Origin of the sequence: Vibrio sp. 14N.309.X.WAT.E.F5 (genome assembly GCF_030397615.1) — a bacterium.
Lineage (GTDB): Bacteria > Pseudomonadota > Gammaproteobacteria > Enterobacterales > Vibrionaceae > Vibrio > Vibrio lentus.
The window spans coordinates 58,166-77,630 of sequence record NZ_JAPNXR010000003.1; the positions used below are offsets into that span (position 1 = coordinate 58,166).

The 19,465-nt window shown below is 44.7% G+C and carries 12 protein-coding genes; 8 read left to right on the plus strand and 4 right to left on the minus strand.

Annotated elements, in window-relative coordinates; translation table 11 throughout:
• Positions 1 to 209: 209 nt before the first annotated feature.
• Positions 210 to 680, plus strand: a complete 471-nt coding sequence (locus OW495_RS04635) for a TetR/AcrR family transcriptional regulator (protein WP_289885253.1) — start codon at positions 210 to 212, stop codon at positions 678 to 680.
• A gap of 62 nt (positions 681 to 742) precedes the next feature.
• Here the strand turns inward: OW495_RS04635 and glgB are convergent, their stop codons facing one another.
• From glgB to OW495_RS04650, 3 genes are all read right to left on the minus strand, one after another.
• Positions 743 to 2,923, minus strand: coding sequence for a 1,4-alpha-glucan branching protein GlgB (glgB, locus tag OW495_RS04640; protein WP_289885254.1), 2,181 nt, complete (start codon positions 2,921 to 2,923; stop codon positions 743 to 745).
• A gap of 175 nt (positions 2,924 to 3,098) precedes the next feature.
• A complete protein-coding gene (gene malQ, locus OW495_RS04645) occupies positions 3,099 to 5,279 on the minus strand; it encodes a 4-alpha-glucanotransferase (protein WP_065104447.1) in 2,181 nt (726 codons plus the stop codon).
• 178 nt (positions 5,280 to 5,457) lie between these two features.
• Entirely contained in the window at positions 5,458 to 7,911 is a 2,454-nt protein-coding gene (locus OW495_RS04650) for a glycogen/starch/alpha-glucan phosphorylase (protein WP_102290944.1), read from the minus strand.
• 567 nt (positions 7,912 to 8,478) lie between these two features.
• On the opposite strand from OW495_RS04650, the gene malT reads away from it, so the two are divergent.
• From malT to sstT, 7 genes are all read left to right on the plus strand, one after another.
• On the plus strand, positions 8,479 to 11,187 hold the full coding sequence (malT, locus tag OW495_RS04655; protein WP_099167012.1) for an HTH-type transcriptional regulator MalT: 2,709 nt from the start codon (positions 8,479 to 8,481) through the stop codon (positions 11,185 to 11,187).
• A 554-nt stretch (positions 11,188 to 11,741) separates the two neighbouring features.
• The gene (locus OW495_RS04660) at positions 11,742 to 12,662 is read left to right on the plus strand and encodes a DUF368 domain-containing protein (protein ID WP_076668414.1); all 921 of its coding nucleotides are present in this window, start codon (positions 11,742 to 11,744) and stop codon (positions 12,660 to 12,662) included.
• Between the two features lie 204 nt (positions 12,663 to 12,866).
• Positions 12,867 to 13,307 carry a hypothetical protein gene (locus tag OW495_RS04665; protein WP_102290945.1) on the plus strand — a complete coding sequence of 147 codons (441 nt, stop codon included), beginning with the start codon at positions 12,867 to 12,869 and terminating at the stop codon, positions 13,305 to 13,307.
• On the plus strand, positions 13,304 to 13,900 hold the full coding sequence (locus OW495_RS04670) for an SCO family protein (RefSeq protein WP_004732104.1): 597 nt from the start codon (positions 13,304 to 13,306) through the stop codon (positions 13,898 to 13,900). Before OW495_RS04665 ends, OW495_RS04670 begins: the two co-directional genes overlap by 4 nt.
• 86 nt (positions 13,901 to 13,986) lie before the next feature.
• Positions 13,987 to 14,445, plus strand: coding sequence for a copper chaperone PCu(A)C (locus tag OW495_RS04675; RefSeq protein WP_102279803.1), 459 nt, complete (start codon positions 13,987 to 13,989; stop codon positions 14,443 to 14,445).
• 571 nt (positions 14,446 to 15,016) lie between these two features.
• Positions 15,017 to 16,081, plus strand: a complete 1,065-nt coding sequence (gene rsgA / locus OW495_RS04680; protein WP_065111497.1) for a ribosome small subunit-dependent GTPase A — start codon at positions 15,017 to 15,019, stop codon at positions 16,079 to 16,081.
• A 416-nt stretch (positions 16,082 to 16,497) separates the two neighbouring features.
• The gene (gene sstT, locus OW495_RS04685) at positions 16,498 to 17,712 is read left to right on the plus strand and encodes a serine/threonine transporter SstT (RefSeq protein ID WP_017108934.1); all 1,215 of its coding nucleotides are present in this window, start codon (positions 16,498 to 16,500) and stop codon (positions 17,710 to 17,712) included.
• Between the two features lie 252 nt (positions 17,713 to 17,964).
• Here sstT and OW495_RS04690 read toward each other — a convergent pair whose 3' ends face one another.
• Positions 17,965 to 19,203, minus strand: a complete 1,239-nt coding sequence (locus tag OW495_RS04690; protein ID WP_289885629.1) for a tetratricopeptide repeat protein — start codon at positions 19,201 to 19,203, stop codon at positions 17,965 to 17,967.
• Positions 19,204 to 19,465 lie beyond the last annotated feature (262 nt).

A 19,465-nucleotide genomic window follows, 5' to 3' on the forward strand; every position in this document is an offset into this window, starting at 1 on the left:
AAATATAAACAACAACTTAAAATAATACACCGCCCAATAGGACTGTGTTTCTGTATGATCTTAAAGCTGGTTAAAATTCAAGCGAACGCTCTATGCTTATCGAGTTTTGACGATAAACTGACGTTTTATTTGCTTCTAAGGTTTGAGTTCTCTATCAGAACCTCTTAATATATATCTTTACAGAATGTTACACTCAATAGAGATTTGTAATGGCTCGAATTACTCAAGTACAGAAATTAGAAAACCAAAAGAACTACGATGAAATCGTACTAAACCTTTTTCTGGCTGAAGGACATGAAGCACTAACTTATGCAAGGATTGCGCAAGAAATTGGCATTAGTTTAACGACGCTTCAGGGCTATTATTCATCGACCCGCGCTATCCGCTCAGTGTTACACCAACATATGCTATCGATTGTTATCGAGAGTTTAGACTTCTCTGCAGAAGAAAGATTTATTCAATCTTGGCAAAGTGCTCTAGATGATGAACAATTCAGATACGTTATTAAGCTAATGTTTTTCCATGCATCACAGGTCAAGAACCCAGAACAATTTGATCTCAGTTCAAACGGTGAATTTCGTGAAACAATGTTTGAGAGCTTTGGGGCAGACTCGGTTCGTATCCTTGAAACAGTAGTAGGACGTTCAATGTTCTATTTAACGAACTTTAAGCAGCATTAAGTTGAATATTTAAAACATAAAAAAGGGAGCCCAAAGGCTCCCTTTTTATTTCTATTTTTCAACTAGTTCAGCTTATAGAAAACGGTCGATAGTGGCGGTAAACGCAACTCAATCGATGTATCTAAGCCTTCGCTAGCTACTGATTCAATCTCAGCCGTCTGCTTCACTTCAAAGCCACTGCCAGCGTAATCAGCAGAATCAGTATTCAGCAACAGTGAGTACTTACCTTTTGCTGGAACACCTAAACGGAAGTGCTCATGAGGAACAGGCGTAAAGTTAGAGACTACCAACACGCGCTCGCCAGACTCACTAATACGCTCATGCGCTAGAACACTTGCTTCAGCAGAGTCTTGAAGACGCCATTCGAAACCCTTTGGATCGAAATCAAGATCATGCATAGCAGCTTCTGAGCGGTACAGATTGTTTAAGTCTTTGGTTAAACGCTGCACACCTTGATGGCGTTCATAATCTAGCAAGAACCATTGCAGTTGATCGTCATGATTCCATTCTGCCGTCTGACCAAACTCAGCGCCCATGAAGTTCAGCTTCTTACCCGGCTGCGCATACATGTAACCCATGTAAGCACGCAAGTTCGCTGTTTGTTGCCATTCATCACCAGGCATCTTGTCATGGATAGAACCTTTACCGTAAACCACCTCGTCGTGAGACAGAGACAATACATAGTTCTCACTGTGTGCATAAACCAGTGGGAAGGTAATCGTATCGTGGTGATATTTACGGTTGATTGGATCTTCTTGAATGTAAGACAAGCTGTCGTGCATCCAACCCATGTTCCACTTAAAGCCAAAGCCTAAACCGCCCATAAAGGTCGGTGCTGAAACACCTGGGAAAGCCGTTGATTCTTCAGCAATCGTCATCGCATTCGGGAAGTGTTTGTACACTTCTTCGTTCATCCATTTAAGGGTTGCGATAGCGTCGTAGTTTTCGTTGCCGCCGTCAGCATTCGGAATCCATTGGTCATGGCTACGCGAATAATCGAGGTACAACATCGAAGCAACCGCATCAACACGAATGCCATCAATATGGAATTGTTCGAACCAGTACAGAGCGTTTGCTACCAAGAAACGACGAACATGCTCTTTGCCTAAATCGTAAATGTACGAGTTCCAATCTTGATGCCAACCACGACGTGGATCGGGATCGTGGAACAATGGCGTACCATCGAAGTTTGCTAAACCGTGATCATCACTTGGGAAGTGAGCAGGAACCCAATCGAGAACCACACCCAAACCAGCTTGGTGACATTGATCGACGAAGAATTTGAAATCATCCGGAGAGCCAAAACGACTCGTTGGTGCGAACAAGCCTATTGGCTGATAACCCCAAGAACCGTAAAACGGATGCTCTGAAACCGGCATCAACTCGACGTGTGTGTAGCCGAGATCCGTTAGGTATGGGATTAGCTCTGCCGCTAGCTCACGGTAGTTTAAAAATTCACCTTCAACGTTACGCTTCCAAGAACCGGCGTGCAGTTCATAGAACGAAAGTGCCTCTTTACGCTTTTGCGTTACTGGGCGATTCTGCCATTGAGTATCTTGCCACTCGTAGCGAGCGTGATCGTAAGTAACCGATGAAAATGATGGGTATTGCTCTGAGTAGAAGCCCCATGGGTCAGCTTTGTGTGGTAAGCCTTCGCCATTGGGTCCTTTTAGTTCAAACTTGTATTGAGCGCCTTCTTCCAGTTCAGGAATGAATAGGCCCCACATACCGTAATCTAAACGTTGCATTGGGTGGCGACGACCATCCCAAGCGTTGAAGTTACCCACCAAACTTGCCGCAGTTGCATGCGGTGCATAGACTAAAAATCGAGTACCCGAAATAACCTGACCATCACGCTCTAAAGTAACAAATTGAGCCCCCATGTGATGGTACATGTCTTTCGGTGTATGAAGATCTTCATAGCTAGCATAGAGTTCATGATACTGGTACGGATCATCAATGATCTGCTCTTCCCCAGCCCAATCTACTGCTAACTTGTAATGGGTAAAACGTAAGTCTCTTTCTTGCTTAAGAATGAAGCCACTTTCACCCTCTCGCGCTAGCTCAATACGAGGTTCCTTTCCAACAATCAACTCGACTTTATCCGCCCCTGGAATCCATACGCGCAATGCACCTTGATCAGAAGGTAAGTATGGCCCTAGAAAAGCAAAAGGGTCAGTAAAACAAGCCTGAGATAGTTGGGTATATATTTGTTTTTGCTTTGAAATCGAACTTAGTTCCAAAACGTTTCTCCCTAACCAAACATCCAAAAAATATAATACAAAAATGCCCGCTATTAGTGCGGGCAATATAACGACGGTTTATTCTACCAGATGAGCATTCATTATTGAGTGACCGAGGTTGTAGTTTCGTACGGCGTAAGCAAAAAACCACGTAAATTCAGGCCACTCAACATCATTACTTACCTGCTTTTTCTCGAACGTCTGTCAGCTTAGAAGCGATACGATTTACCCCTTCGTGCGCGAAGATTTCGTCTAAGTTCATCGAGAGTTTACGACGCCAGTTAGGGTACTCATCCACTGTGCCAGGAATATTTACTGGCTTGTCCATCTCTAGCCAATCTTCCAGTTGAACGCTGAGTAGTGTTGAACCACCAGCCGCCACGTGCAACTGAAGTGCTTCAGCAAGATAAGAGTCCATCGGTACTTGGCTTGCATCGCGGCCAACACCTTCAGGTAGGAAACCGTGCCATGCTACTGAATCTAAGATACCTTGCTTACACTCAAGACGGTCATCGAACAGAGTTTCTAACTGTTCTGCATCTGGGTATAAACCAATCTCTTGACCCATCTTCAAGTCATCACAGTGCCAGAAGCCACGTAGCGTTGGCATATCGTGAGTACACAGTGCTGCCATCGATTGTGATGCATAGTGTTTTGGTGAGATGAAACCACCATCGTCTTCAGAAGTTTCGAAGAAGAACACTTTGTAAGAATGTACGCCCGCATCCGCTAGAATATCGACAATCTCATCCGGTACCGTTCCTAAATCTTCACCGATAACGCTACATTGGTAACGATGAGACTCAAGCGCCAGAATCGACAGCATATCTTGTACTGGGTAGTAGATGTACGCACCTTTCGTTGCGTTCTCACCTTTTGGAATCCACCACAAACGCAGCAGACCTAAAACATGGTCAATACGAAGTGCACCACAGTGCTTCATGTTGGCACGAAGTAGCTTGATGTAAGCGTCGTAGCTGGTTTCCTGAAGTACTTCTGGGTTTAGTGGAGGTAGACCCCAATTCTGACCCAGAGGACCAAGAATATCCGGTGGAGCACCAATGCTCGCATCCATCACTAGGTTGCCTTCATCAGCCCATGTCTCGCTGCCTGAATCCGCAACGCCTACCGCTAAGTCACGGTACAGGCCAACCGCCATGCCTTTCTCTTCTGCAAGAGACTGTGCATCGTTGATCTGGCAATCCGCTATCCATTGCAGGTACATGTAAAGATGTACTTGCTCTAGGTTCTCTTTGATGTATTTCTGTGTTGCTGGGCTATCGAATGTACGGTATTTCTCAGGAAATACTGGCCATCCCCACATACCTGAATCTTCAGCATGTAATTCACCGTGCAATGCATCAAACGCCGCTTGATGCATTAGGCTTTCACCGCCCTCTTCAACGAACGCTAAGAACGCTTGTGCGCGGTCGCTGTTTTTGTCTAGATGACGAGTCTTAAATTCTGCGAATAGCAGAGGTAAGATGCTCATCTTCAGCTCAGACACTTCAGTGTAATTCACCCAGTGCGCTTCACGAGCTTTCTGTAGGCGCTGTTGGAACTCTGCGCTGCCTACGGTTTGTTGTGCTTCTGCACTTAATGCAAATTCAGGTACTGAGCTCACATCAATGTAAAGGATGTTTAACCAACGACGTGAAGACGGGCTGTATGGGCTTGCGCCTTCAGGATTCGCAGGGAACAATGAGTGAATTGGGTTTAGGCCAACGAAGTCACCACCGCGAGACGAGATATCTGCAACAAGCTGTTTTAGATCGCCAAAGTCACCAATACCCCAGTTATGCTGAGTTCTTAATGTGTAAAGCTGTACACTCGGGCCCCAAAGCTTTTTACCTTGCTCGATTGGCGCCTGTTTGAAACACGCTTTTGGCGTAATGATCAGTGTCATTTCGTAAGGCTTCTTACGACGTTTACGGCTCACAATGAGCTTGTGATAACCCCATGCCAAATCACTTGGCAGTGCAAACACTAAAGGGCCACCCTCGGCACGCTCATCACGAACGACTTGAGATTGAAGATAGCCTTCAAGTACCTCTCCTTGCTCGGTCTCTAAGCGCCAGCTGAACTCGCTTTCACGAGCACTAACACCTAAATTCAACGCCACTTCTACTGGCTCACCATCACGCAAGACAAGAACTGGGTCTAGTACATCTTTTTTGTGTTTTCTTTCTGCTGATTTAAGCAGAGCATCATCGCTGCTTGTATCGTAGCCCAATGAAGCCAATAGAGACGTAATCGTTTCGTCTGATACCTGTGCTTCATCGCCCCACGCACTAACGTAACTGTCGGCAATATTTGCCATTTCTGCGACTTGTTTTAATACGGTCTGTTCTTTCATCGCTCTCTCCGAAAACGTTCTAACGCTTTCAATCTTTGTAGGGTTGTCTATTTAATTTTTTACTAATCAATTAGCTTGTGACAATCAGTTTGTAAGCATTGCTATCTGAATAAGCCGTCTGTTTGCTCACAAGCTAATTGAGCCAAGACAGAAACTGCCTTGGCTACTTTTAGAACTATTAACGTTTAACGGCTTCTAGTTTCCAGATGTTGTTCACGTAGTCGCGGATTGAGCGATCTGATGTGAACTTACCAACCAATGCTGTGTTAAGAATCGCTTTCTTAGCCCAACCTGCTTGGTCTTTGTATTGCGTGCCCATGTCTTCGTGTGCTTTCACATAAGATGCGAAGTCAGCTAGACATAGGTAAGGGTCACCGCCGTCTAGTAGGCTATCAAACGTTGCACGTAGAAGGCCTGGTTGACCTGGAGAGAACTCATCGCCAGTCAATAGGTCCAGAGAAGCTTTCAGTAGTGGGTCTGCATTGTAGTAGTCGTACGGGTTGTAACCCTGAGCTTTCAATGCAACAACACCGTCAACGTCCAAGCCGAAGATGTAGATGTTTTCATCACCAACTTCTTCACGAATCTCAACGTTTGCACCATCCATCGTACCGATAGTTAGAGCGCCGTTTAGAGCCATCTTCATGTTGCCCGTACCCGATGCTTCTTTACCAGCCAGTGAGATTTGCTGAGAAACGTCTGCTGCAGGGATGATGATTTCAGCCATGCTTACACGGTAGTCAGGGATGAATACCACTTTCAGCTTGTTACCGATGCGAGGATCGTTGTTGATCTTCTCTGCAATCTTGTTAACCGCGAAGATGATTTCTTTTGCCAGGTGGTAACCCGGTGCTGCTTTCGCTGCGAAGAAACATACGCGTGGCTCACACTCGAAACCAGGTTCGTTAAGAATGCGGTGGTACAGAGACAGAATGTGTAGCAAATCTAGGTGTTGACGCTTGTATTCGTGTAGACGCTTGATTTGCACGTCGAAGATAGCGTTAGTATCTAGCTCGATACCCATGTTCTCTTGAACCCAATCAGCAAGGCGCTGTTTGTTTTCTTTCTTAACAGCCATGAATTCTTTTTGGAATTTCGCGTCTGTTGCAAACTTAGCGATGCCTTCAAGCTGCTCAAGTTTTGCTGGCCACTCAGTACCGATCTTGCCAGTAATTAGCGTAGATAGACCTGGGTTACAGAACTTCAACCAACGACGTGGCGTGATACCGTTCGTTACGTTAGTCAATTTGCCTGGGAAGATTTCGTTGAACTCAGGGAACAAGTCTTTCTTAACCAGTTGAGAGTGAAGTGCAGCTACACCGTTTACTTTGTAAGAACCAATCACACATAGGTTTGCCATGCGAACCATACGGTGGAAACCTTCTTGGATGATAGAAAGCTTAGCTTGCTTCTCACCGTCACCAGGCCACATCTTGCGAACTTCTTGCATGAAGCGGTGGTTGATTTCAAAAATGATTTCCATGTGACGCGGAAGAAGACGGTTGATCAAAGATTCAGACCAAGTCTCTAGCGCTTCTGGAAGTAGCGTGTGGTTCGTGTATGCGAACGTATGAGCACTGATTTCCCATGCTTGATCCCAAGATAGACCTTTCTCGTCAATTAGAATGCGCATTAGCTCAGGAATCGCGATAGTTGGGTGCGTATCGTTAAGCTGAATCGTTTCTTGTTTAGGCAGTTCTTCTAGAGAGAAACCTGCTGCTTCGTGACGACGTAGAATATCGCGAACAGACGCTGCTGAGTGGAAGTACTGCTGCATTAGGCGCAGTGTCTTACCTTTCTCGTGGTTGTCATTCGGGTAAAGTACTTTAGTGATGTTACCTGCATCGATTAGCGAGTGTTGCGCTTCGAAGTAATCACCGTTGTTGAAGCTTGCTAGTGAGAATGGTGCAATTGCCTGACATTCCCAAAGACGCAGCGGGTAAACCGTGTTTGACTCGTAACCTACGATAGGTAGATCCCAAGGCATTGCTTTTACTTCCATACCTGGAACCCAAGTACGAACTTCTTTACCGTCGATGTATTCAACTTCTACATGACCGTAAAAACCAATGTGTTGTGCTAGTTCTGGACGAGCAACTTCCCATGGGTAACCCTCAACACCGCGCCACGCGTCTGGTGCTTCTTGTTGGCGACCGTCTTGGAAAGACTGTTTGAATAGACCGTATTCGTAGTGAAGACCGTAACCTACTGTTGGATATTCTTGAGCGGCACAAGAATCCATGAAACAAGCAGCAAGACGACCAAGACCACCATTACCGAGTGATGGGTCGCGTTCTTCTTCTAGAAGGTCTGTTAGGTTTTGACCTAGCTCTTCCATTGCATGAGTGATCTCTTCGTATAGACCCATGCTGATTAGGTTGTTACCTGTAAGGCGACCAATCAAAAACTCTAATGAAAGGTAGTTAACGCTTTTCGCGTTCTTAATTTTTTCATCGTTTTCAGTTTCTAGCAGGTCGAATGTTGTAAGTTCTGCTAATGCGCGACCCATTGCTAGGTACCATGCGCGGCTATCCGCGTTTTCAATCGTTGTTGCGTAGGTTGCAGATAAATGCTTCTTAACGCTTTCTTGGAACGACACTTTATCGAAAGTTTTTTGCTGAGTTGGTTTCATTTCAGAAATCTCGCTTTTAATAGTTCTAATTCATCTGTGACATATCGTGCATGGTCACCATTAACTAAACATCCTCCCGCCCGTACGACTAACTAGGAGTAGATGAGAGGGCGTAGGGGGCGTACCGACATAGGGTTAGTGATCTGACTCTCATGTTCTGAATGAGAACAAAAACTTGGAGTGACTGGGATCACAAGCTCCCGTTCGATAACTTAACTTCAAATGATGTGACTTTTATTTAACCCATTTGAAGTCATTGCCAAATCTGAGTTTCAGATCACGAAAATATTTTCCGGCTCTCATCTTTTGCAGAGAAACATGTGTAGGTAAGGACAAAGTCACATTCACAAACCACCCCGCAAGGTGAGCAAAGTCACAAATAAAGGGCGTAGAACACTAAAAACATGCAGGAGTGCAAGGTTTCTGAGGAGGATCATAGTCGGTAACGTTTTGCTTCACGTAATATGAGTAAAGACTTAAGTAATCAGGCTAATATCATTGGACTGTACTCAACGATAGATTGAGATATTCCAGAACATAGCCACGGAATAGGTGTAAAACTTCGACATGTGGATCCCTTCGAAACTGACTCGCCCCGGCCGCTTACACAATGCAATTCTGCGACCTAGAGTTCTCGATCTGCTTCAGAATGCAGATTGCTACAAGCTCGTACTGTTCCGCTCTCCTGCGGGGTATGGCAAGACCACTATGGCTGCCCAATGGCTGGTAGATAAACCCAATGTGGGTTGGTACAGCATTGACGATAGTGACAACGATGCCTTTCGCTATATCAACTACTTACTTCAATCACTTAACAAAGCGACTCAAAATGCCTGTCCTAATGCCCAAAAATTGGCAGAAAAGCGACAGTTTTCATCACTGCATTCTTTGTTAAGCGAAGTGTTCGCCGAGATGTCTGAATTCCACCAGGAATGTTTCCTTGTGCTGGATGACTACCACTTAGTTAATAACGATGACATTCACGAGGCGATGCGCTTTTTCCTCAAACACATGCCCGACAATCTAACGCTTGTTGTGACTAGCCGTGGGACACCACCACTTGGCACTGCAAACCTTCGCGTTCGTGACTTGATGATTGAAATTGGCAACGACTCTCTAGCTTTTGATACTGAAGAGACGACGCGCTTCTTCAATCAACGTGTCGCCGATGGCGTAGATGACACCACCGCTGGCAGTATCTGTACTTATGTTGAGGGGTGGCCTTCGGCGTTACAGCTTATTGCCCTTCAAGCTCAACATCAAAAACGCACGCTGGCACAGTCTGCTGAATCTTTCTCTCACTTTAACCATGCCCACCTTTGGGATTACTTGGTTGAAGAAGTATTCGACCTGCTAGACAAAGAAACCCGACAATTCTTGATGCAGTGTTCAGTGCTTGATCATTTCAATGACGAATTAGTCTGTGCGCTTACACAGCGTGAAGACGCACTGGGTATGATTGAATCACTCAACCGATTTGGTTTATTTATCTACCCTCTTGAAGGCGAGAAGAACTGGTACCGATTCCACAATCTGTTCGGTGAATTTCTTGCCCACGAACGCCAAGCTCGAATTCCACAACAAGAAGCCGAGTTGCACAGAAGTGCCGCTAAAGCGTGGATCAAACAGAAAACGCCTCACCAAGCACTGCGACATGCACAACGTGCAGAAGATCCAGAGCTGATCATTCAAATTCTGACGGAACACGGTTGGCCGATGTTCAACCAGGGTGAGTTATCTTCGTTAGAAATGGCGATCAAACAGCTAACCACGGATCAGCTATACAGTGAGCCGAAGCTATCTATGCTACGCGCTTGGCTGGCACAAAGTCAGCATCGCTATGATCAAGTAGGCACTCTTCTAGAAGAAGCGGAAACGCAGTATCAAGCTCGAAACATCGAACTGGATACTCAGCAACAAGGTCAATACAACGCCTTACGTGCGCAAGTTGCTATTAACAGCAATGAGCCTGAAAAAGCATTGGAATTGGCCGAGCTTTCACTAAGCCAGTTGAACACGACCGTTTATCGTAGCCGCATTGTTGCGACCTCTGTTGTTGGTGAAGTGAACCACGTAATGGGTAACCTGAGCCGTGCTCTGCCGATGATGCAACAAACGGAGAAACTGGCTCGCCAGTATCAGGTTTACCATCAAGCACTGTGGGCAATTCTGCAACAGAGCGAAATCCTGATTGCTCAAGGTTATGTTCAAGCGGCCTTTGAGCTACAAGACAGCGCGTTCAAATTGATTGAAGAACACCAGCTGCAATACGTGCCTCTGCATGAGTTCTTACTGCGTGTTCGAGCTCAAATTTTCTGGTGTTGGAACCGATTAGATGAAGCGGAAGAGTGTTGTTACAAGGGCTTAGACATCCTTGGCCACCACTCACCAAGTAAGCATCTACACAGCTATTCAATGTTGGCTCGTATCTCGCTTAGCCGTGGTGAAATTGATAAAGCATCTAAGTTTATCGACCAAATTCAGCACCTACTGCGTCAATCGACTTACCACGTGGATTGGACAGCGAATGCATCACTTTCATTGATCTTATTCTGGCAGGTAAAAGGTGATAAAGACGCCATCCGTGACTGGTTAAGTGTTGCAGTTCGTCCTGAATCGGCGAGTAACCACTTCTGTCAGCTTCAGTGGCGAAACATCGTAAGATCTCACATCATTCTTGAGCAATATGAAGAAGCGGAAGAAGCGCTGACCTTCCTGAAAAGCGAAGCACAGCGTTCACACCTCATTACTGATACCAATCGAAACCTGATTGTGGAAGCCGTGCTGCGTACACAGATCAACGATGAAGACAGCGCTCGTGTTTTGCTTGAAGAAGCGCTTCATATGACCAATCAAACCGGAATGGTAGGTAACTTTTTGGTCGACGGTGGCACTATCGGGCACATCTTGGATAAGTTGAGTAGCAAGCCAGGCTTAGGCGATTTAGAACGTCACCGTGCTCAGCAGATCATGAAAGATATCTCGACGACTCAACGTAGCCGTTCGGTTCATTTTGACGAAGACTTTGTGGAGAATCTGGTTAATCACCCGAATATTCCAGAACTTGTGCGCACTAGCCCACTCACCCAGCGTGAATGGCAGGTGCTTGGTCTGATCTACTCTGGATTCAGTAATGAGCAGATCGCTCAAGAACTTGACGTAGCAGGTACGACTATCAAGACTCACATCCGTAACCTTTACCAAAAGCTAAACATTGCCAACCGTAAAGAAGCGATCAGCACAGCAGAAAACTTGTTGCAGTTGATGGGATACTAAAACGGATTCGAGATTCGTGAGAAAGCAGAAGCTAGTCACCAATGGTGGCTGGCTTTTTTTTCGCTTGGACATTCAGGAAATAGCCGACAACAGAGAGCAGAGAACCAAATGACAGACAAAAAAATAGCCAACCGCAATAATCGCGATTGGCTCTATATATATGTGAACAAATCAAAAGTTCACTAACAACGTCAGTTGGCTAGGTGACCCTCGGCTTAAGAAGGGTCAATCTATACAATGCAGTTAGCGTGCCAACTTTAATTTGGCGTTTTATAAGCCCTGCATCGCATAAAACCCGCGATTTTCACATGCGAATTGCAAAGTGCATTTGCAGAATGCAACCAAGATGCAATATTGATAAGAGACCAGTTTCATTGATAGTCTTAATGACAAATCACTAAGTGCTTGTATTTTAAATATTAGGCAAATGTTCAGTTCAACTTATTGCCTTACAATTAAGAAGGTAATAAAAGCACCTCGCTAATGGCATATTCATACTTTTTTTACACTAAAGTTTGTATACTGCACAAAATCACCCTCAACTCTATGAAGCAATGAACTACTTAAGTACTTTTTTCAAAGGCATGGCAATGGGCGCAGCCGACGTTGTCCCTGGTGTGTCGGGCGGAACCATCGCATTCATCACTGGTATTTACGATACCCTGCTAGAAAGCATTCGCAGAATTAATCCTAGCGTTCTTGGCTTATGGAAACGCGAAGGCTTCAAAGCTGCGTTTAACCACATCAACGGATTTTTCCTGATTTCACTGTTCGCTGGCGTTTTCACCAGTATTGCGACATTCGCAAAACTGATTTCTTGGTTATTGGTCACGCACCCGGTTCCTTTGTGGTCTTTCTTCTTTGGCCTTATCTTGGTGTCGGTTTTCCATATTCTTAAGCAAGTAGAAAAGCGCGATATGATTCGATTCGTATTTTTGCTACTTGGTGTTGCCTTCGCTTATAGCATTACTGTGCTTAAGCCTCTGCAAATGGAGCCAACGAGTATAAATCTGCTGATTGCGGGCGCGATTGCGATATGTGCCATGATCTTACCTGGTATCTCCGGCAGCTTTATTCTATTGCTGATAGGCATGTACAGCCCTGTGTTAGGTGCCGTAAAAGAGTTCCAAATCGATGTGCTTGCGCTATTTCTTAGTGGCTGTGTGCTTGGGCTATTAACTTTCTCTCACGTACTTTCTTGGTTATTGCGCTCATTCCGCGACTTCACATTAGTATTCTTGACTGGTTTGATGATCGGTACACTGCCGAAGATTTGGCCGTGGAAAGAAACGATCAGCTGGCGCACAAACTCTAAAGGTGAGCAAGTTCCTCTGATTCAAGAAAACCTATCGCCGTTCGACTTTGAAGCAGTGACCTCTCAGCCTTCTCAGTTGGTGTTGGCAATTGTGATGATGCTTGTAGCGATTGCTCTGGTCCTTGGGTTAGAGAAATTTGCAGAGCGCAACGCGGACTAGCTATTCAGAAAACAAATGGGAAACGTGTTACATGAATGAGTCCCGTAAATACTGAGTTCAACATCCCTATTATTTAAATAAAAGCGAAGCCTATGGCTTCGCTTTTTTAGTTCTACCATACGCACAAAATTGCTTTTTGATACAAGCACGTATTGAGGGGTGTGATAACATCGCCGCTCTTATAAAATTAGATGAGAACACGACATGCACTCTGCATTAAAGGTTGCTGCTCTTGGGATCGCTCTCGTGGCAGGCTTTTATGGGCCGCAAGCAATTCAGCAATTTAAATCAGCGATGGAGCAAGCCTCTGCTGACGTTAACTTAGATGATTACTGCATGCTTTCAACCACATCGTGTGAGCAAAATGCGGTTGCCATGACACTCGATAGTGAAACGGCTCAGCCACTCGTACCAAGCAAAATCAAAGTAGTTTGGGAAGGCGCAGCTTCTGACACATTAATGCTGTCACTTATTGGCTTAGAAATGGAAATGGGATCTGCGCGTTTTCAATTAAAGAGCATTGGCAATAATACCTATGAAGGTGATGTGATTTTACCTGTATGTACTTTAGATAAAATGACATGGATCGGTGAGCTCACTGATGGTGTCGATACTGTAAACCCTGCAATAAGGATGGCAAGATGAGTAGAAATTGGTCGTTAGCATTGGTTGTCGCTTTTGTACTTGGCTTTGGTGTCAAAAGCTATCTTGATGGACAAAACGAAGTTCAAGAACAACACGCAGCAAAACAAGAGTTCTCCGCAACGACTCTTTTCGGCAAAGACAACCAACCAACGGAAATCTTTGACCAAACCGATGACAGAATTCGTATCGTTTACTTCGGTTTTACACGTTGCCCAGATGTATGCCCGACTTCTTTAGCAATGCTAGCCGGAGCTCTTAACCAAGTCTCTGACGAAGCAAAAGCGAAAATTCGCCCGATGTTTGTTTCGCTTGATCCTGAACGTGATGCAGCAGAAGCCTCTTACGAATACGCGCAATACTTCCATCCAATGATGGAAGGGTTAAGTGGCCCGTTAGATGTGACAACAACGCTTGCGCATAACTACGGTGTTATTTTCAGAAAAACAAAGCTTGAAGGTTCAGAGTTGGAATACACCCTTGACCACAGCTCATATTTTTATTTTTTAAAGCCCGACGGCACACTGATTACCAAAGTGCCGCATACGTTAACGCCAGCGCCAATTGTTGAGGCCATCAACAAATTGACGCAGTAAAACGTAAAAATAAAGAACTTACTCAATAAAGTTCGAACTAAAAAAGTCAGGTCCCAGACCAAAACATAAAAACTAAGGACAACAACATGAAGTTAAAAGCTCTTGCTCTAGCAGGCTTACTGCTTGCACCTCTTGCTCATGCTAAAGGTGACATTATGGTTCACGACGCTTATGCTCGCGCAACACCACCTTCAGCGGTCAACAGCGCTGTTTTCACCACCCTAATGAACCAGAGCGATAAAGAACGCTCTATCGTAGCGGCAACGACACCTGCAGCAGGTAAAGTAGAACTTCATGATGTCATCATGGATGGCGATGTAATGAAAATGCGCCAAGTTCAGCAGATCACGATCCCTGCAAATGGTGAAGCAGTGCTAAAACCGGGCAGCCTACACATCATGTTATTCGATCTAGCAAGCAGCTTAAAAGAAGGCGAGAAAATCGAAATGACACTGACTTACGCAAACGGTGAAACTCAGACATTCGATGCACCAGTGAAGAAAGTAATGAGCGGCATGAAAAAGATGGATCACGATCATCACTAATTTGGCACCACTTGATGTTCAGCGATACTGATTATAAGTAGAAGTGAATATCAGACAAAAATTAAACAAAATTAAGCCACGATGACTTCTCGCCATCGTGGCTTTTTGTTAAACTGAGTTCGCTTTCTATTTGAAGCCTGAACCCATTAATAACCCAAGGAGAATAGAAGATGATTGTAATCAAAACACTAAAACTGGCAGTAAAAGTAACGCGTTAATTTGTTTGGTTAATCCAACTTAAATATTGATCGACCAACACCTCGTCACCCGTTGACTACCGCACACTTTTACCCGGTTTACTATTGATCCGTAAGAGATCAATCCCTCATGCCAATAGCGCATGACTAAATCCGGGGTCCTATCTATTTGAATTCGACCCAAGCACAAAACATTTTTGACGTCTCGACGCTTTTTAATCTCAGCAACTCTTTTTGGTCTCATTAACTCTTTTGATCTCATCAACAAATAAGAGATCTCACAAGAAGTTAATGCTCTCATAAGACTTTAATGCAGTGATAAGACTTTAATGCTCTCACAAGAAAAGAAAGCTCGCACGTCTGGGTAAATAAACATGAATTCACAAACAGCATTTTCTCATCCAATGTCACTTCAACAGCTTGGATGGCAACCTGTATTTCAGCAACAACTGACACTCGAAGACTATGACAACTCCGTCATTGCTCGTATTACCGCGCACCATCGCAGCGGCTATACTCTTGCGTCAGAACAAGGCGAAATCGTTCTACCTGTTCATCAAAACCAGCCCGCAATGACGGTTGGAGACTGGGTGATATTAAACGCTGAGCTACAATTCGACCGCTTGCTAGAACGTCAGTCGATCTTCAGCCGCAAAGCGGCAGGCAGTCGCGTAGCAGAACAGTACATTTCAGCCAATATCGACACTGTGTTTATCGTGGTCTCGTTAAACAATGACTTCAATCTGAGCCGCATCGAACGCTATCTAGCGCTCGCCAACGAAGCGCAAGTTGAAGCGGTTATCGTCCTCACCAAGAAAGACTTGTGTGACGACTACGAAGACAAAGTTCAACAAGTGCAAAGCTTAGATTCGATGTTGATGATCGAAGCGGTGAACAGCCTAGACCAAGACTCGACTCAAGTATTGTCGCCTTGGTGTAAAACAGGCAAGACCGTTGCTTTAATGGGTTCATCCGGTGTAGGTAAATCTACCTTGGTCAACTCGTTACTTGGTGACTTTCAGCAAGCGACTGGTGGCATTCGAGAAGACGACAGTAAAGGTCGCCACACGACAACATCACGATCATTGCATTTATTGTCTTCTGGAGGCTTATTGTTAGATACACCGGGAATGCGCGAGCTACAACTCGCCGATTGTGCCGAGGGTGTAAGTGAAACGTTTTCCGATGTGGAAGAGTTAGCGATGCATTGTCGCTTCTCTGATTGCAGCCATGAGTCAGAACCAGGATGCGCAATACGCAAAGCCATTGAAAGCGGTGAGCTTTCTGAAAGACGATTCTCTAACTATGAGAAGCTACTCAGAGAGCAAGCAAGAAATGGAGCCTCATTGGCAGAACAGAGAGCGAGCAGTAAACAGCTTTCTAAAATGTACAAAACCGTGCAATCGGAGAGCCGTAATATCAAGAAATCGTCTAAATAACCGTTTCTTAGATTAGGTTTTACAGCACATAATTAAGCCCCATGTCCCTATCGCGCCTTAGCTTATCTAGCTTATTAACGCATTAGGCTTGGGGCTTCTTTGTATTAACAGGAACTCGATGGGATCATTTCTGCACACAATGATCTCGTGAATAGACACTGATACCACTCTCACCAGAACATTGACCCGAATGAGTATTATCACGCAGATTTATATCTCAATCACAGCACAAAAATTTAACATTTAGCTCTAAAAACACCACGTAGCGCAAACAATCACCCTAAATCTAAACTATTCCTAGACACCCCGTAGGATCCCGCTAATATGACCGCCCATTCCACTAGTGTATAGTTGGATTTGGTACAACTTTATAAAAAGATACATCACTATAATAAATTAACAATTGCAGGTATTTTATGCAAAATCACAACATGTTCGCCCGCATCGCTCGTGGAAATCTCGTTCTACAGATCCTTGCTGGTATTGTTTTCGGTGTCGTTCTCGCCATGGTTTCTCCATCAGCTGCTCAAGATGCAGGTCTACTAGGTAGTCTGTTTGTTGGTGCACTGAAAGCTGTAGCCCCAATTTTAGTCTTCATTCTTGTAGCAGCTTCTATCGCAAACCAAAAGAAAGGTCAGCATACTCATATGCGCCCAATCATTGTGCTTTACCTGATTGGTACGTTCTCTGCTGCACTAACAGCAGTAGTATTGAGCTTCATGTTCCCAACCACGTTGACTCTGGTTGCTGGTGCTGAAGGTGCTAACCCTCCTCAAGGTATTGCTGAAGTTCTTCATACCCTTCTATTCAAGCTTGTCGATAACCCAGTTAGCGCGCTAATGAACGCGAACTACATCGGTATTCTTGCTTGGGCAATCGGTCTTGGCCTTGCACTGCACCACGCATCTGCAACAACCAAAGCGGTTTTCGAAGACCTAAGCCACAGTGTTTCACACATTGTTCGCTTCATTATTCGTCTTGCACCATTCGGTATCTTCGGTCTTGTTTCAACTACGTTCGCAACAACAGGCTTCGATGCACTGGCAAGCTACGGTCAACTGCTAGCAGTTCTTCTAAGCTCAATGCTGATCATCGCACTTGTGGTTAACCCTCTGCTTGTCTTTGTGAAAACAAAACAGAACCCATACCCACTTGTACTGCAATGTATTCGTGAGTCTGGTGTAACGGCATTCTTCACTCGTTCAAGCGCTGCAAACATCCCAGTGAACATGAACCTTTGTAAGAAGCTAGAACTAGATGAAGATACTTACTCTGTATCAATCCCTCTAGGCGCAACGATCAACATGGCGGGTGCTGCAATCACCATCACTGTGTTAACACTTGCAGCTGTACACACAATGGGTATTGAGATTGATATCTTCACTGCAATCCTACTAAGCCTTGTTGCTGCTGTATCTGCATGTGGCGCATCAGGTGTTGCTGGCGGTTCACTACTGCTTATCCCACTAGCATGTGGCCTATTCGGTATCTCAAACGATGTAGCGATGCAGGTTGTAGCGGTTGGTTTCATTATCGGTGTGATTCAAGATTCAGCTGAAACAGCGCTTAACAGCTCAACAGATGTCGTGTTCACTGCGGCTGTATGTAAAGCTGAGCAAAACAAAGCTTAATAAGCTTTTAGGTATTAGCTTTAGCCTTTGGCTCTAAGCTCTAAGCTCTAAGCTCTAAGCTCTAAGCTCTAAGCTCTAAGCTCTAACAGCAAATAGCACATAAATAAAAAGGGAAGCATCAGCTTCCCTTTTTTGATCCTGTCATTCCTAACTCAGAGTGTCCCGTCTCCAATGGAGTGTGACTAAAATAAGCTGAGCTGACCTAAATGAGAGTTCAACTCGCTCGAACGCTCATCTCATCAAGCTACTGACTTAATTTTTGTTACTCCAATTGGTTTGGCTAAAGTCTAAAGACGCACTGCTAGGCGCTGGTGACGATGCATTATCTGTGCTTTGAGCCGAACCCGTTTGGGACGCTGCGTGTTGCTCTGGAGAATATTGTTGGTTGTGCTCTGGGTTGGAGTTCGGGGTTTTCATCTCGAAACTCATTTCAACATCGCTGCCTTGCACATTCGACTCGTCAATTTCCTCTTCTTCAGTAACCTCTTTCACCTTTTTAGGGATCGGGATGTTACGTTTGTAGAGTTTATTCAACGCCTTAATAACCGAGTGTTTGGTGACGGCTTCTTGAGTCAATTTGGTCATGATTGGTTTCGTGAGAGCCTGCAGCCCTACGACAGCATCAACCCCAAGTTCACCCCCAACTTTATCCCTCAACTGTTTTGCTTCTGAATAACCAAAATGAGCGGACAAAAACAACCAAATATAGGCAATCGCATTACCGTGTTCACCATGATCAATCCAAGCTTCACCGGCTCTAAACATAGCTTCTGCACTGTTCTTTTCCGCGGCAGTCTCAAAACAGTAAACAGCCTCTCCATGATTGGGCTCCACACCCACACCATTCAAATAACTCAAACCTAGTTTGATTTTTCCGTCTAAGTTGTTTTTATCTGCGGCCTTTTGGTACCACTCGAATGAGCTTTCGGCTGAGTAATCTGGGTTTTCTTTGTCTAGACACCACTCACCCATAAACAGCATCGCTTCGGTGTTTCCGCCCGTCGCTGACTCTTCGATGTAGGTATAACCCTTGGGAACGTTCTTATCGGTTCCGCGGCCAAAAACGAGCGCTTTACCCATCTCAAACTTCGCAACCATATCGTTATCTAAAGCTGAGATAGCGAGCTGCCAAAAGTTGGCTTTTTCTTTTAAAATTAGGTCTTCTTTACGCTTCATACTCATGCGTACAATGCCGTACATGCCGGTCACATTATCTAAATGCGCGGCTTTATCGTACCAATATAAGGCTTCTTTAATATTGTTACGTTCAGCCTCTTTCGCCAAATACAGAATCGATGGAACATGTCCAGTTTCGGCTTTGAAGTTACGCTCTTTTTGCTCTTGTATGCGTGCTTTTTCAATCGCCTTTCGGTAAGCGACTGCACGAGCTTTACGTTCTTGTTCCACGCGCTGCTTTCTTAACGACAAAGAAACCAGCCATACGGCCACAAGTATTAACGAAAGAGCCGTCGCACCAATTGCGATTCCCATTGTACTCATAAAATATTTTAACCTAACTCGGCAGATACAAGACTCGACGTTGAGAGTGTGTTCTACCCATAGTGAATGTTATGTTTCGAATTACAGGGAAAAGTGCAGTTACTTACACGTTCCGCCTTAAAATGAACTTAGTTCAGTATCTCAGGATTACATTGCGATAAGAAGCCTAGGGGGTTCAATCCGTATGCAGTCCATAGACGATGTGATCTTGCTTCAATATAGATAAATTATGAAGGCTGTCTTTCATCAGAAA

Excerpts from the sequence above, each read along its gene's own strand:
- OW495_RS04650 (WP_102290944.1), bottom strand. The coding sequence starts at position 7,911 with ATGAAACCAACTCAGCAAAAAACTTTCGATAAAGTGTCGTTCCAAGAA.
- OW495_RS04670 (WP_004732104.1), top strand. The coding sequence starts at position 13,304 with ATGAGTAGAAATTGGTCGTTAGCATTGGTTGTCGCTTTTGTACTTGGC.
- rsgA (WP_065111497.1), top strand. The coding sequence starts at position 15,017 with ATGAATTCACAAACAGCATTTTCTCATCCAATGTCACTTCAACAGCTT.
- OW495_RS04690 (WP_289885629.1), bottom strand. The coding sequence starts at position 19,203 with ATGGGAATCGCAATTGGTGCGACGGCTCTTTCGTTAATACTTGTGGCC.
- OW495_RS04665 (WP_102290945.1), top strand. The coding sequence starts at position 12,867 with ATGCACTCTGCATTAAAGGTTGCTGCTCTTGGGATCGCTCTCGTGGCA.
- OW495_RS04635 (WP_289885253.1), top strand. The coding sequence starts at position 210 with ATGGCTCGAATTACTCAAGTACAGAAATTAGAAAACCAAAAGAACTAC.
- malT (WP_099167012.1), top strand. The coding sequence starts at position 8,479 with ATGTGGATCCCTTCGAAACTGACTCGCCCCGGCCGCTTACACAATGCA.
- malQ (WP_065104447.1), bottom strand. The coding sequence starts at position 5,279 with ATGAAAGAACAGACCGTATTAAAACAAGTCGCAGAAATGGCAAATATT.
- OW495_RS04675 (WP_102279803.1), top strand. The coding sequence starts at position 13,987 with ATGAAGTTAAAAGCTCTTGCTCTAGCAGGCTTACTGCTTGCACCTCTT.
- OW495_RS04660 (WP_076668414.1), top strand. The coding sequence starts at position 11,742 with ATGAACTACTTAAGTACTTTTTTCAAAGGCATGGCAATGGGCGCAGCC.
- sstT (WP_017108934.1), top strand. The coding sequence starts at position 16,498 with ATGCAAAATCACAACATGTTCGCCCGCATCGCTCGTGGAAATCTCGTT.